This window comes from Streptomyces sp. NPDC026515, from assembly GCF_055567595.1.
In genome coordinates, this window is record NZ_JBVHQD010000001.1 from 446,050 (window position 1) to 459,786 (window position 13,737).

The window sequence follows — 13,737 nt, forward strand, 5'->3', positions numbered from 1 at the left end:
ATGTCCGCCGCGGTGTTGACGTACCCCCCAAGTCGTGACTGACTGTGCGTACTCCATGTACATCATGTGACTCGACGGCGCAGCATCGTGGAGGTGTGCCCTGCCGCCCCTCCACCGCTTTTTGTCTGTGGACGAGCTGTCCGCGCGGGCCGCCGCACTGGTCGCCGACCATCCCCGGGACGCTCGGCTGCGCCGGATCGGGACCTCCCGTGCGGGCACTCCGCTGTGGCTGCTTTCGATCGGTCACGGCAGCAGGCACACCCTCGTGGTGGCCGGCCCGCACGCCAACGAACCCGTCGGCGGCGCCACCGTGCTCCGCCTCGCCGACCGGGTCCTGGCCGGCCCCCGGCTGACCGAGGACGCCGACGCCACCTGGAACCTGCTGCTGTGTCTGGACCCGGACGGCGCGCGCCGCAACGAGGGCTGGCTGGCGGGCCCGTACACCCTCGGCCACTACTTCCGGAACTTCTTCCGGCCCGGCTTCCTGGAGCAGCCCGAATGGCTGCCCGACGGGGCCGACGCCGTCGCGCTGCCCGAGACCCGGGCCCTGCTGGAGCTCCAGGACGAACTGCGGCCCATCCTCCAGTGCTCGCTGCACGGCGTCGACGTGGGCGGCGGCTTCGTCGAGCTGACCGACGACCTGCCGGGCCTCGCCCCGCGGCTCGCCCACACCGCGAGCCGGCTCGGCATCCCCCGCGAACTCGGCGCCTACGACACCCTGTACTGGCCCTCCCTGGGCCCGGCCGTCTACCGGGTACCGCCGCCCCGGCGGGGCGGTCTGCCCGCGGCCATCACCGAGGCGGCCGTCGAGTCCACCTGGTTCCGTCCGCACCGGCACGGCACCGTCACCGCCATCGTCGAGGCGCCCATGTGGGGTGTGGCCGCCGTCCAGGACGGCGCACCGCTCGCCGACCGGGACAACGCGCTGCGCGCCGTCAGCCGGACCCTGCGGCACGACGCCCACCTCCTGGAGGGCGTCCTGGCCCGGATCCGGCCCCAGCTGTCCGCCGCGCCGGAAGCGGCCCGGCTGCTCGCGCCGGTGGACGACTACCTGCTGGTCTGGCCGGGCCTCGCCGACGCGTGGGACCCCGGTGCCGACGCCGGCAGCGCCCGCCCGCTGCCCCCGCTGGGCACCGCCCATCTGGCCGCCCTGCGGATCGCCGGACGCCGGCTGGTCCTGCGTACCGCCGGGCTGCTGCACCGCCTGCTGCGCTTCACCGGGCACGACCCCACCGGCGCCCTGCCCGACCTGGACCGGCTGATCGACACCTGGTGCGCGGACTACCAGCAGGCCTTCGGCGCTCGCTGGATCCCGGTCGCCCGACAGGCCGAGTACCAGACGCGGGTGGTCCTGAGCGCCTTCGAGCTGGCGCACCGCCACGCGCGCGTGCATGCCCGTTCGGGTGAGCCGGGCTGGGGCGCCGAGCCCGCCGTGCCGATGCACAGGGAATGACTCATCTGATCAGAGCGACCGCGGCCGGCGGTGCCCTGCTGGCGGCCGCCGCCCTCCTCGCCGCCGGCCCGGCCCAGGCCGCGCCCGGCGCCGCCCGCGACGGCGGCTACCTGTACCTGACCGTCACCAGCGGCGACAGCGGGTCCGGCGACACCCGCGGCACGTTCCTGCTGTGCGACCCGCCCCAGGGGCATGCCCGCGCCGCCGAGGCCTGCGCCGAACTCGACGCGGTGGGCGGGGACATCGACCGCCTCACCCCGCTCAAGGACGCCGTGTGCCCGATGATCTACGCCCCCGTGACCGCGCAGGCACGCGGGCAGTGGAACGGCCGGCCGATCGAGTACCGCGAGACGTTCCCGAACTCCTGCGGGCTGGCGGCCCGCACCGGACCGGTCTTCGCCCTCGACCGCTGAACCCGCCGGCGGCGTGCGGCTCCCGGGGCACCGGCCCGGCCCCGGAGCCTCACGCCGCCCGCTCACGGGCGTGCTGCGCGGCCGCGAGCACCGTCCTGGACTGGTGCTCCACCTGGCGCTCCAACGGCACCCAGCGGGCTTGGAAGCGCTCCCCGTACGCGTCGCACCAGCCGGACACCAGTTCCTCCAGCCGGGGCGCCGTACGGTCGTCCGCCTCCCGCAGCACCCGCAGCAGCATCGACGCGGCCCGCAACGGCAGCCGCCGTCCGAAGGCGTCCACGCTGCCCACGTACGCCCTCGTGGTGTCGATCGGCGGCCGGTGGATCCAGTCCTCGGCGAGCCCGGGGATCAGCTCCAGCGCCCAGCGGGCCGCCCGCAGCAGCGGACCGTCCAGGAGGCCGTCCAGCCGGGGCAGCGCCTCGGCCAGCATCCGCTCCACCTCCCGCGAGTCCCGCAGCAGCCGGCCCGCCAGCCGCCGCATCGCCGCGGCCGGCGCCGGATGCGGCGTCGGGTCGTCGACCAGGTCGCTCGCCCACATCGGCACCTCGACCACGGCCGTCAGCCCGCCGTAGCGGTGCGCGTGGTACCAGGTGCTGTGCCGTGCGTCGTCCGGCAGGCTCGGGTAGGCGACCCCCGACCCCGGATCCGGCATCACTCGCACCCCGGGACCGGAGGCCGGCCAGCCGGCGGCGTCCGAGGCGCCCGTCTCCACCGGGATGTGCAGCTCCGCCGCGGACTTGGCGAACGGTTCGGCGAGCCCCGGCACGTCCTTCGTCAACTGCACCCAGCTGCCCCCCAGATCGGTGCCGTGCAGGGTCACCTGGAGGTAGGGCCGCACCTCGTCGATCACGCCGAGCAGGGCCAGTGTCTCGGGCGGCAGCCGGTCCGGGGGCAGCACCGAGGGCGACCACTCGGGCTGTTCGGGCCCCGCCGGGCGGTAGAAGCCGTGGTGGTAGTCGAGCAGGCTGCGCGGTGCCGGGGTGACGTGCAGGCTCGCCCCGTCCGGGTCCGCGCACAGCAGGAAGTGCCAGGAGGTCTCCGCCCGCAGGTCCCGCTGCTTCAGCACCCGTTCGGCGAGCACCTGGAGGGTGCCGCCGCCGGCCGGCTCGTTGGCGTGGGCGCCCGCGACCACCAGCACCGCCCGCCGGGCGTGCCCGACGGACAGCAGGTGCAGCGGTCTGCCCGCGCGGGAGACGCCGATCTGCCGCAACGTGCACAGGCCGGGCCGGTGAGCGGCCAGCGCCCGGGCGGTCACGACGAGTTCGGGAACACTGGGGTAACGCAGCTCCGGCAGGAGACTCACCCCCGACTTGTCCGCCCGGCTTCGCATTCCCCAGTCCCGCACGGCATAGGTGAACTGTCAAGAACCTCCCGGGGGAGGCTCCAGGGGGCGCCCAGGTGCATGCGCCGTCGGCCGACGGGAGGGCTGGCGCCGGCGGGGGTGCGAAGCCGTTACGGGGCGCGGAACGGCTCCGCGCACCTTTACCGACGCGGCCGGGTGGCCGCCGGGTTTCGGCAACCCCGCGACCCGGCCTCATATTCACCCGTTCGAGTGAATGTGAGGCCGGCGGGACCCTCAGCGCCCGTCGCCGTCGCCGTCGCCGTCGCCTTCGCCGTCGACTCGCTCGAGGAGTGCCACCGGCAGCGCCCCGAAGAGCTCGGCCACGCGCGCGTGCCCCGTGAACTCGCGCTCCGGTGCCAGCACGTCCGCCCAGCGCCCCGGCGGCAGCGGCAGGACGGTGTCGCCCCAGCCGCCCGCCCCGGCCAGCCGCAGCGACAGCCGGGTCACCGCGGTGACGACCTCCCCGGAGCGCGTGAACGCCAGACAGTGCGCGGCGGCCGCACCCTCGGCCGGCAGCGGAGCGTACGTCGCCGTGACGCCGAAGGCGCCCGGGCGGCGGACCCGCAGGCGGAGCGCCGCCGCCGTCACCGCGTCCTTCTCACCCGGGTGCTCGGGCGGGAAGGAGGCCGGCCGCCGGTTGTCCGGGTCCACCAGCGCCCGGAACTCGCCCTCCGTGCCCTGGTAGACGTCCGGCACACCCGGCATCGTCAGATGGACCAGGGCCGTGCCGAGGACGTTCGCCCGGACGTGCGGGGCCACCGAAGCCCGGAAGGCCGCCACGCGCTCTCCTGGCGGCCCGCACGGCCCCGCCGCGACGAACGAGGCCACCGCCTCCTCGTACGGCGGCTCCTGCTCCGTCCAGCTCGTGAACAGGCCCGCCTCCCGCACATGCTTCAGCAGCGCCCCCTGTACCCGCTCGGGGGCGGCCGGACCGAGCCCGAACACCGTCTGCCAGGCCGCCCAGGCCAGCTGCGCGTCCGGTACGCCCGCACCGTCCCCGGTCACCTCGGTCAGCACGTCCGCCCACCGCTCCGGGCACTCCGTCAGCACGGCCAGCGCCGCCCGCACGTCGGCGCTGCGCTTGGTGTCGTGCGTCGTCACCACCGTCCCGGTGAGCGGCCAGTCCCGCTGCACGCGCGCGCAGTACGCGTGGAAGTCGCCGGGGCGGACGCCCGGGCTGCCGGGAGATCCGCCCACCTCGGTCGCGGCCAGCAGCGGCACGTAGCGGTAGAACGCCGTGTCCTCCACGGACTTGGCCCGCAGGGCCGAGGAGGTCTGCGCGAACCGCGTGCGGAACTCCGCGGGCACGGGCCCGTCGTCCCCCGACAGCAGCAGCCCGCGCACCACGTCCACCGCCCCGCCCTCCTCGGGCACCATGAAGGCCGACCGGGCCTCCTCGGCCGCCTGCCCGGTGACCACCTCGGCCGCGTCACCGGAGGCGTAGGGACGGTACACCCGCATCCGCACCAGCAGTTCCTCGAGCGCGATACGCAGCGCCCAGGGCGCCCGGTCGCGCAGCGCGGGGTCCGGCGACGTCGTGCACGCGCGCGCGGCGACCCGGGTCAGCCGGTCCGTCTCGGCCGCCAGCTCGTGGGTGAGGACCTTGTACGCGGCCCGCCGCACGGTCGCCGCCCAGTCGCCGCCCCGGTCCGTCTGGGGCGCCGCGAACCGCCGGTAGCCGGCGAGCAGATCACCGGCACCGGCGGGATCCGTGAACAGACCGTCCACCTGGCGCAGCGCGTCGTACCCGGTGGTCCCCGCGACCGGCCAGCCGCCCGGCAGCCGCTCGCCGTCGGCCAGGATCTTCTCCACGACCGTCCAGCGTCCGCCGGCCGCCTCGTGCAGCCGGGCGAGGTAACCGTCGGGGTCGGCCAGCCCGTCGGGGTGGTCGACGCGCAGCCCGTCCACCACCCCCTCGCGCAGCAGCTGGAGGATCTTGGCATGGGTGGCCTCGAAGACCTCCGGGTCCTCCACCCGCACCCCGATCAGCTCCGAGATGCTGAAGAACCTCCGGTAGTTCAGTTCGGTCCGGGCCAGCCGCCACCACACCGGGCGGTACCACTGGGCGTCCAGGAGTTCCGGCAGCGGCAGGTCCGAGGTGCCCTCCCGGAGCGGGAGGACGTGCTCGTGATAGCGCAGCACGTCGCCGTCGACGGTGAGCTGTTCCAGCACCTCGCCGACCGGGCCGCCGAGCACCGGCACCAGCAGTCGCCCGCCCTGCGCCTCCCAGTCGATGTCGAACCAGCGCGCGTACGGAGACTTGGGGCCCTCCCGCAGCACCTCCCACAGGGCGTGGTTGTGCCGGGGGGACATGGCCATGTGGTTCGGCACGATGTCGAGGACGAGACCGAGACCGTGCGCCCGCGCGGTCCGCGCGAGCGCACGCAGCCCCTCCTCGCCGCCGAGCTCCTCCCGCACGCGCGCGTGGTCGACGACGTCGTAGCCGTGCGTCGAGCCCGGGACGGCCTCCAGGACGGGGGACAGGTGCAGGTGGGAGATGCCGAGCGAGGAGAGATAGGGCACGGCGGCCTCGGCGGCCGAGAAGGGGAAGCCGGGCTGGAGCTGGAGGCGGTAGGTGGAGGTGGGCGTGGCGGCGGGGATCGGCTCGGCTGTCATGGAGAGCTACGTACCCGCGCTGTGGACGTTTGTGTCACAGCGCGGGTCCGGTGGGGCGGGTCGCGCAGTTCTCCGCGTCCCTGAAGGGGCGCTCTACGCCGGCCTCTGCAGAACGGTCAGGCTCCGGCCCACCAACCTCAGGCGGGTGCCGCCGTCCACCTTCGGCCCGGGTGGCACCGGCTCCGCGCGTGCCGTGTCGACCACCACCTCCCACTGCCGGCCGTGGTTGATCGGCACCAGGAACTCCAGCGGCTCCGGTGACGCGTTGAACATCAGCAGGAAGGAGTCGTCGGCGATCCGCTCCCCGCGGGTGCCCGGTTCCGAGATCGCGTTGCCGTTGAGGAACACCGTCAGGGCCGACGCCTGTGCCGACCCCCAGTCCTGCTGGGCCATCTCGTGGCCCTCCGGGGTGAACCACGCGATGTCGGAGAGCTCGTCGTGGGTGCCCTCCACCGGGCGGCCGTGGAAGAAGCGGCGGCGCCGGAACACCGGGTGCTCCTTGCGCAGCCGCGCCATCGCGCGCGTGAAGGCCAGCAGACCGCTCTCGTCCTCGGGACCCGGCCAGTCCACCCAGGACACCTCGTTGTCCTGGCAGTACGCGTTGTTGTTGCCCTGCTGCGTGCGCGCGAACTCGTCGCCGTGCCCGATCATCGGCACGCCCTGGGACAGCATCAGCGTGGCGATGAAGTTGCGCATCTGCCGTTCGCGCAGTTCGAGGACCCCGGGGTCGTCGGTGTGTCCCTCCGCCCCGCAGTTCCACGAGCGGTTGTGGCTCTCGCCGTCCCGGTTGTCCTCGCCGTTGGCCGCGTTGTGCTTCTCGTTGTACGACACCAGGTCGTGCAGGGTGAACCCGTCGTGGCAGGTCACGAAGTTGATGGAGGCCAGCGGGCGGCGGCCGTCGTCCTGGTAGAGGTCGGAGGAGCCGGTCAGCCGGGACGCGAACTCCGCGAGCGCGCGCGGCTCGCCGCGCCACAGGTCCCGCACGGTGTCGCGGTACTTGCCGTTCCACTCGGTCCACAGCGGCGGGAAGTTGCCCACCTGGTAGCCGCCCTCGCCCACGTCCCAGGGCTCGGCGATCAGCTTCACCTGGGAGACCACCGGGTCCTGCTGCACCAGGTCGAAGAAGGACGACAGCCGGTCCACCTCGTGGAACTGCCGGGCCAGCGTGGCCGCCAGGTCGAAACGGAAGCCGTCGACGTGCATCTCGGTGACCCAGTACCGCAGCGAGTCCATGATCATCTGGAGCACGTGCGGGGACCGCATCAGCAGGGAGTTCCCGGTGCCGGTGGTGTCCATGTAGTAGCGGGGGTCGTCGGTCAGCCGGTAGTACGACGGATTGTCCAGGCCCCGGAATGACAGCGTCGGGCCCAGGTGGTTGCCCTCGGCGGTGTGGTTGTAGACGACGTCCAGGATCACCTCGATACCGGCCTCGTGCAGCGCCCGGACCGCCGACTTGAACTCCAGGACCTGCTGGCCGCGGTCGCCCCAGGAGGCGTACGTGTTGTGCGGGGCGAAGAAACCGATCGTGTTGTAGCCCCAGTAGTTGTTCAGGCCCATGTCGACCAGCCGGTGGTCGTTGACGAACTGGTGGACCGGCATCAGCTCCAGCGCCGTGACGCCCAGCTCCGTCAGGTGCTCGATGACGGCCGGGTGCGCGAGACCCGCATAGGTGCCGCGCAGCTCCTCGGGCAGGCCCGGATGGCGCATGGTCAGGCCCTTGACATGGGCCTCGTAGATCACCGTGTGGTGGTACTCGGTGCGCGGCCGCCGGTCGTCGCCCCAGTCGAAGTACGGGTTGATCACCACCGAGGTCATGGTGTGCGGGGCCGAGTCCAGGTCGTTGCGCTTGTCGGGGTCGCCGAAGTGGTAGCCGTACACCTCCTCGCCCCAGCGCACCGACCCGCTGACCGCCTTCGCGTAGGGGTCGAGCAGCAGCTTCGCCGAGTTGCAGCGCAGCCCGCGTCCCGGGTCGTACGGACCGTGCACCCGGAAGCCGTAACGCTGCCCGGGCATCACCCCCGGCAGGTACGCGTGGCGCACGAAGGCGTCGCTCTCGCGCAGTTCCACCGCCGTCTCGGAGCCGTCGTCGTGCAGCAGACACAGCTCCACTCGGTCCGCGGTCTCCGTGAACACCGCGAAGTTGGTCCCGGCGCCGTCGTACGTGGCGCCGAGCGGATATGCCTCTCCAGGCCAGACCTGCATGAAGTCGACTCTTCCAGGTGTGCATGGCGCGCGGGGGCGCCTTGGTCATGAGTCTGCCCGAAAGTAATGGAACCCCAGGTGACTTACGTCCCTCTTACCCCGCGACCAGTGCACACAGCGCCCCCGGGGCGAAGTGTGCCGAACCAGTGGGGCAGACACGTACTCCCTGTGACCAAGGGGGAGTAGGGGGAAGATGTGCGCAAGATAGTGCACCGCCATCTGGGCAAAGTGGTGGCCGGTGCGGGCTTGGCGGTTGCGGGGACCGCCGTGATGGTCGGGATAACCCTGCCGGGTACGGCCGGGGCTGACGACTCGGGAGGGAGCGACGGGACCGGTTCGGTCGTCGCCCAGCAGGCGGGGCAGGGCACGGCCGCCGTCGAGCCGGGCGTGGTGGAACGGGCGCCGGCCGAGGGGAAGAAGGGCACGGGCAGTGACCCGCTGACCGACGACGAGACCAAGCGTGTCGAACAACTCGCCCTGACCAAGCAGATGTTCAACGCCGGGGAGAACGTCGAGGGCCGGCGCGGCCCGCAGCGGATCAGCATCGACCTGGCCGAGCCGGACGCGAGCGAACTGGACGCCACGAACGCGCCACGGCGCGCCGACGTGACGTTCTACGACTACCGGGACGACAGCCTCGTCACCCGGACCGTCAACCTCGACACCGGGAAGGTCGAGCGGACCACCACCCGGCAGGGTGTCCAGCCGCCGCTCAGCCACGACGAGAACGTCGAGGCGCTCCAGCTGCTCGTCGCCGACCCGCTCGGCGCCGGACTGAGGGCGGACTTCAAGGACGCCACGGGCGCGGACCTCACCTCCCCGGAGCAGCAGCTGCTGCTCAACAGCGCGGTCTACCGCGCAACTGAGGGCGCCCAGCCGGCCGCGCTCGACAAGTGCGGCGAACACCGCTGCGTGCGGCTCTTCCCGAAGGTCAAGAACGGACCCTGGATCGACGCCCGTTCCCTGATCGTCGACCTGAGCGCGCGCAAGGTCGTGAAGCTCGCCCGCTGAACCGGCCGGGCCCGCCCGTCCTCACTCCTTTCTCGACTGCATCTCCCGCACGAGGAGTCACTTCGTCATGCAACCGAACAGAATCCGTCGCGCCCGCCGGACGGCCGCCGTGGGCCTGTCCGCAGCGGCGCTGGCCGCCGGCGCGACCACCGCGGCCGGCCCCGCGGCCGCCCAGCCGAAGCGGGCCGCCGCGGCCGCCGCCGACTGCTCCGCCGCCTACCGGATCGAGCAGAAGCTCTCCACCGGTACCACCTGGCGGATGTGCTGGCGCTACGACAGCAAGGCCGGGCTGGTCCTGGAGCACATCTCCTACCAGCCCAAGGGCGAGTCCGCCCCGATCAAGGTCCTCTCCAGCGCCCGCCTCGGTCAGATCGACGTCCCCTACGACGACGGCAGCGTCGAGTACGACGACCTGACCGGCTTCGGGTTCGCCCAGGGCCTGGTCCCGCTCGCCTCGGCCGAGTGCCCCGGCGGCACCATCAGGACCGTCAAGGTCCCCGACGCCTGGGACCCGGCCCACCCGAACGTCAACGGCCTGTGCACCACGACCCGTTCGCGCGGACACGCGTACCGGATGCAGGCCGACACCGGCAACCGGGTGTACCAGCAGCAGGGCAAGGACCTGCTGGTCTACACCGTCAACAAGGTCGGCTGGTACGAGTACATGACCGAGTGGCGGTTCCAGGACGACGGCACGATCAACATGAACGTCGGTGCCACCGGCAGCCTTTCGCCGGGCGACTACGACGCCGGTGACGGCCGTGGCTGGCCGATCGGCAAGGGCGCCCACGCCTATGCCACCAGCCACAGCCACAACGTCTTCTGGAAGCTGGACTTCGACCTCGACGGCTCCTCCAAGAGCCGCGTCGAGCAGTACGACTCGGTGGTCAGCGCGCCCGTGCACGGTCAGGAGGCGCCCACCAACAAGACCACCCGCACCAATGTCACCAAGGAACTCGCCGGCGACTCCAAGAACATGCGCTGGTGGCGCGTGGTCAGCACGGCGGGCAAGAACAAGGACGGGCACGCCCGTTCGTACGAGATCGTCCAGGGCGCCACCAACAAGTACCCGGGTCACGGTTTCACCAAGCACGACGTCTACTTCACCCAGTACGACAAGTGCGAGCTGTTCGCCAGCAACAACCCGGGCTGCGCCAACGGTCACCCGAGGACGGTCGACCAGTGGGTGAACGGGCAGACCCTCACCAACCCCGTGGTCTGGGTGAACGTCGGTTTCCACCACATCGCGCGCGACGAGGACCAGCAGCCGATGCCGGTCCACTGGCAGGGCTTCTCCATCGCCCCGCGGGACGTCACCGCTATGAATCCGCTCACTCCGGCCGCTCTGGCTGATCAGAACGGACGGCCCGGAAACGGTAGTTGAGAAACGACCTGTCCATCCTGCTGCACCGCCTACCGCTCCCGGAGTACCCTTCCTTGATCGTTGGCACGGGGTAGTTTCGGGGGAGCGGAAGGCGGTGCACGGGTGGGCTCGGGAGGCCTGGAGCTGCCCCCTGGTGACGAGGGTCACGAGGGGAACTCCACAGACGTCCCGCCCGGCGCGGTGTCCCTGGCCCGGCCGATGGACGCCTCGGGCTCCATCGGTCCGGAGCTGGAGTGGGACGCCGACGCCTGGCTGGAGGTGCGTACGCGCGCCCAGCGGGCCGGCCGTGCCTACATCTGGCTGAACCTCGTCGAACAGCGGCTGCGTACGGTCGTGGCCGCCGTGCTGCGGCCCATCTACGAACCCGTCCACGGCGACGAGTGGGTGGTCGCCGCGGCCGGGCCCGCCGGTCAGGAATGGGTCCAGCGGGCGGTCGCGGTCCGCGAGGTCAGCCGCCGCAAGGGCTACCTGCTGGATCCGGCCGACGACAACGTGATCAGCTTCCTGACGCTCCCGCAGCTGCGCGAGCTGATGGTGCAGCACTGGCCGTGCTTCGAGCCGTACTTCGACGAACGCCGCGACGTCGAACTCGCCCTCGACGAGCTGGAGGTGACCCGCAACGTCGTCTCCCGCAACCGGGCGCTCTCCGAGGCCGTCCTGGGCCAGGCCGAACGGGCCTCCGCCCGGCTCCTGGAGATGCTCGGCACCGGCGGTGACGTGCCCTCCGCGCGCCGGCTGCCGGTGGACGCGGTGGAGGACCTGGTGGGCGACCGCTACGCGGACGTCGTCGCCGTCCACCCCGACCGGGTCCGCCTCATGCGCCAGTTTCCGGCCGAGGACCTCTTCGGCGGTGCCCGCCGGCTGGACGCCGTCGGCATCGGCCTCAACCTGCTGGTGCAGAACTTCTCCGGCCGCCGCCTGGTGCGGCTCGCCGAGACCGGCTGCCGGGTCCGGCTGCTCTTCCTCAACCCCGCCTCCAGCGCCATCAAGCGCCGCGAGCGCGAGCTCGGGATGAAGCGCGGCGAACTCTCCCGTTCGGTCGAGATGAACATCCTCCACATGCGCCGGGTCCGCTCCAGGCTGCGCGACCCGGGAGCCTTCGAGATCCAGGTCTACGACGACACCCCCCGCTTCTCCGCCTACCTGGTGGACGGCGACGGCGCCGACGGCGTCGCGATCGTCCAGTCCTATCTGCGCGGTGCGCGGGGCATGGAGTCGCCGGTCCTCGTGCTGCGCAACGGCGACAAGGTGGTCAAGTCGGACGACGCCCTGGAAGCGGGACTCTTCCCGACATACCGTGAGGAGTTCGAAATGGCCTGGGCGGATTCGCGCCCTGTCTCCTGAGGCGGGCGCCACGGTAAGCGGAACGCGGTCCCCTGATTGTCAGTGGCGCATGCGAGGGTGGACACCACTGGGGGAAAGCACCACCAAGAAGGGGGACCGCCCATGGGCTGGCACCAGGAACTCCTGATCGGCTTCGATCTGGAGACGACGGGTACGGATCCGCGCGAGGCGCGCATCGTCACGGGCGCCGTGATCGAGGTCAGGGCCGGGCAGGAGCTGGGCCGCCGCGAGTGGCTGGCGGACCCGGGCGTGGAGATCCCGGCCGACGCGGTGGCCGTGCACGGCATCAGCAACGAGCGGGCCACCGCCGAGGGCCGCCCGGCCGACCAGGTCGCCGACGCCCTCGCGGACGTCCTCACCGGATACTGGAAGACGGGCGTCCCGGTGGTCGCGTACAACGCGACCTTCGACCTCACCCTGCTCTCGGCGGAACTGCGCCGGCACGGCCTGCCGTCGCTCTCCGACCGCCTCGGCGGCCTCGACCCGGCGCCGGTCATCGACCCGTACACCATCGACCGCTGGGTCGACCGCTACCGCCGGGGCAAGCGCAACCTCGAAGCGGTCTGCGCCGAGTACGGTGTCACCCTCGCCGCCGCCCACAACGCGTCGGCCGACGCGGTGGCCGCGGCCCGGCTGGCCGGGGCGATAGCCGACCGTCATCCGAAGATCGCGGCCCTGGGCCCGGCCGAACTCCACCGGCGTCAGGTGGAGTGGTACGCGCAATGGGCGGCGGACTTCGAGCAGTTCCTGCGGCGCAAGGGAGAGGCCGACGCCGTGGTGGACGGGGCGTGGCCGCTGCGGGAGCTGGCCGAAGCGGTCTGAGTGCCGGGCCGGTCACCTGATTCGTCCGGCGCGGGCCGGTGGGGGCCGGTCGCGCCCACGCGGAGGTAGCCGCACATCCGACACGGCCCCGCGGGCCTTCGGGGAGGGCGCTGCTCAGCGTCCGCGGCTCAGAAGGGATACCAGCGCACCGACTCGTCGCCGTCCCGGAGCGACGCCACCCGGCGTTCGAACTCGGCGTGCGCCTTCGGGTTGCTCGGCGCGTGCTGGGCGACCCACGCGCAGCTCGCCGTCTCCCGGGCCCCGCGCAGCACGCCGCACCCCTCCCACTCCCGCACGTCCCACCCGTAGGCGGCGACGAAGGAATCGTAGGCATCGGCCGGCAGCCCGTACCGGTCCCGGGACAGCGCCATGACCACCAGGTCGTGCTCGCGCAGGTCGGACGAGAAGGTCTCCAGGTCGACCAGGACCGGCCCGTCCGGTCCGACGTGCACATTGCGGGGCAGTGCGTCCCCGTGGATCGGCCCCGGAGCCAGTCGCGGCGTCAGCGCGGCCGCGGCCGCCGCGAATCCGTCCCGGCGCGCGCGCAGATACGCCGCGTCGGCGGGGTCGATCGCATCGCCCGCGAGCCGCAGCCAGCGCTCCACACCGCCCAGCAGCTCGCGGGGCGGCAACACGAAGGAAGGGGCCGGCAGCGCGTGCACGATCCGCAGCAGTCCGGCCAGATCACCCGGCTCGGCCGGCCGCACCGGGTTTGCCAGCCGGTGCCACACGGTCACCGGGTGGCCCTCCACGAGCCGCGCCTTCGGCTCGGCGGCCCGCACGGCCGGGACGCCCGCCTCCGCCAGCCACCCGGCGATCTCCAGCTCGCGCCGGGCCCGGTCGAGGAGTTCGGCGTCCCGGCCGACCTTCACCACCAGGTCCCCGGCGCCGAACACCGCGTTCTCGCCCAGGGCGAGGAGCGCGGCGCCGGCCCCCGCGCCGGGCAGTACGCCCGCCGCGGCCAGTACGTCCCGCGCCGTTGCCTCGTCCATCGTCCGCCTCCGAGTCCGTTTTCCCGGCGCCCACGCGCCCACCGCTGTGCGGGTGCACACGGCACCGTCTGCGCGCCGTCCGCCGGCCAGTCTCGCATCCACGGAGGTCGCGCCATGTGCGCGGTGCCTTGACGGGAGCACCTGCCTTCACGACCATG

The 13,737-nt window shown here is 72.7% G+C and carries 10 protein-coding genes; 6 read left to right on the forward strand and 4 right to left on the reverse strand.

Translation table 11 applies throughout. The features are described from left to right. Positions 1–127 precede the first annotated feature (127 nt). On the forward strand, positions 128–1,453 hold the full coding sequence (locus tag ACZ4O3_RS01865; RefSeq protein ID WP_467720810.1) for a M14 family zinc carboxypeptidase: 1,326 nt from the start codon (positions 128–130) through the stop codon (positions 1,451–1,453). Then, a complete protein-coding gene (locus ACZ4O3_RS01870; RefSeq protein ID WP_467720811.1) occupies positions 1,450–1,866 on the forward strand; it encodes an SSI family serine proteinase inhibitor in 417 nt (138 codons plus the stop codon). The genes ACZ4O3_RS01865 and ACZ4O3_RS01870 overlap by 4 nt, the downstream gene beginning before the upstream one ends. A gap of 49 nt (positions 1,867–1,915) precedes the next feature. On the opposite strand, the gene ACZ4O3_RS01875 is transcribed toward ACZ4O3_RS01870, so the two are convergent. The 3 genes from ACZ4O3_RS01875 to glgX form a co-directional block, all read right to left on the reverse strand. Next, positions 1,916–3,169: a M14 family zinc carboxypeptidase gene (locus ACZ4O3_RS01875; RefSeq protein WP_467720812.1), complete on the reverse strand. Its 1,254-nt coding sequence runs from the start codon at positions 3,167–3,169 to the stop codon at positions 1,916–1,918. Between the two features lie 273 nt (positions 3,170–3,442). Further along, positions 3,443–5,824, reverse strand: a complete 2,382-nt coding sequence (gene treY / locus ACZ4O3_RS01880) for a malto-oligosyltrehalose synthase (RefSeq protein WP_467720813.1) — start codon at positions 5,822–5,824, stop codon at positions 3,443–3,445. 93 nt (positions 5,825–5,917) lie between these two features. Then, positions 5,918–8,026 carry a glycogen debranching protein GlgX gene (gene glgX, locus ACZ4O3_RS01885; protein ID WP_467720814.1) on the reverse strand — a complete coding sequence of 703 codons (2,109 nt, stop codon included), beginning with the start codon at positions 8,024–8,026 and terminating at the stop codon, positions 5,918–5,920. Positions 8,027–8,221: 195 nt separating this feature from the next. Between glgX and ACZ4O3_RS01890 the strand changes: the two genes are divergently transcribed. From ACZ4O3_RS01890 to ACZ4O3_RS01905, 4 genes are all read left to right on the forward strand, one after another. Continuing rightward, positions 8,222–9,037, forward strand: a complete 816-nt coding sequence (locus ACZ4O3_RS01890; protein WP_362727220.1) for a Tat pathway signal sequence domain protein — start codon at positions 8,222–8,224, stop codon at positions 9,035–9,037. A 67-nt stretch (positions 9,038–9,104) separates the two neighbouring features. Next, positions 9,105–10,421, forward strand: coding sequence for a copper amine oxidase (locus tag ACZ4O3_RS01895; RefSeq protein ID WP_467720815.1), 1,317 nt, complete (start codon positions 9,105–9,107; stop codon positions 10,419–10,421). A gap of 102 nt (positions 10,422–10,523) precedes the next feature. Beyond that, complete coding sequence (locus tag ACZ4O3_RS01900; RefSeq protein ID WP_362729727.1) at positions 10,524–11,765, forward strand: SAV2148 family HEPN domain-containing protein; 1,242 nt, start codon at positions 10,524–10,526, stop codon at positions 11,763–11,765. Positions 11,766–11,867: 102 nt separating this feature from the next. After that, on the forward strand, positions 11,868–12,587 hold the full coding sequence (locus tag ACZ4O3_RS01905; RefSeq protein WP_467720816.1) for an exonuclease domain-containing protein: 720 nt from the start codon (positions 11,868–11,870) through the stop codon (positions 12,585–12,587). A gap of 128 nt (positions 12,588–12,715) precedes the next feature. Here ACZ4O3_RS01905 and ACZ4O3_RS01910 read toward each other — a convergent pair whose 3' ends face one another. Further along, positions 12,716–13,579: a phosphotransferase gene (locus tag ACZ4O3_RS01910; protein ID WP_467720817.1), complete on the reverse strand. Its 864-nt coding sequence runs from the start codon at positions 13,577–13,579 to the stop codon at positions 12,716–12,718. Between the last annotated feature and the right edge of the window lie 158 nt (positions 13,580–13,737).

Excerpts from the sequence above, each read along its gene's own strand:
- ACZ4O3_RS01910 (WP_467720817.1), bottom strand. The coding sequence starts at position 13,579 with ATGGACGAGGCAACGGCGCGGGACGTACTGGCCGCGGCGGGCGTACTG.
- ACZ4O3_RS01870 (WP_467720811.1), top strand. The coding sequence starts at position 1,450 with ATGACTCATCTGATCAGAGCGACCGCGGCCGGCGGTGCCCTGCTGGCG.
- glgX (WP_467720814.1), bottom strand. The coding sequence starts at position 8,026 with ATGCAGGTCTGGCCTGGAGAGGCATATCCGCTCGGCGCCACGTACGAC.
- ACZ4O3_RS01905 (WP_467720816.1), top strand. The coding sequence starts at position 11,868 with ATGGGCTGGCACCAGGAACTCCTGATCGGCTTCGATCTGGAGACGACG.
- treY (WP_467720813.1), bottom strand. The coding sequence starts at position 5,824 with ATGACAGCCGAGCCGATCCCCGCCGCCACGCCCACCTCCACCTACCGC.
- ACZ4O3_RS01895 (WP_467720815.1), top strand. The coding sequence starts at position 9,105 with ATGCAACCGAACAGAATCCGTCGCGCCCGCCGGACGGCCGCCGTGGGC.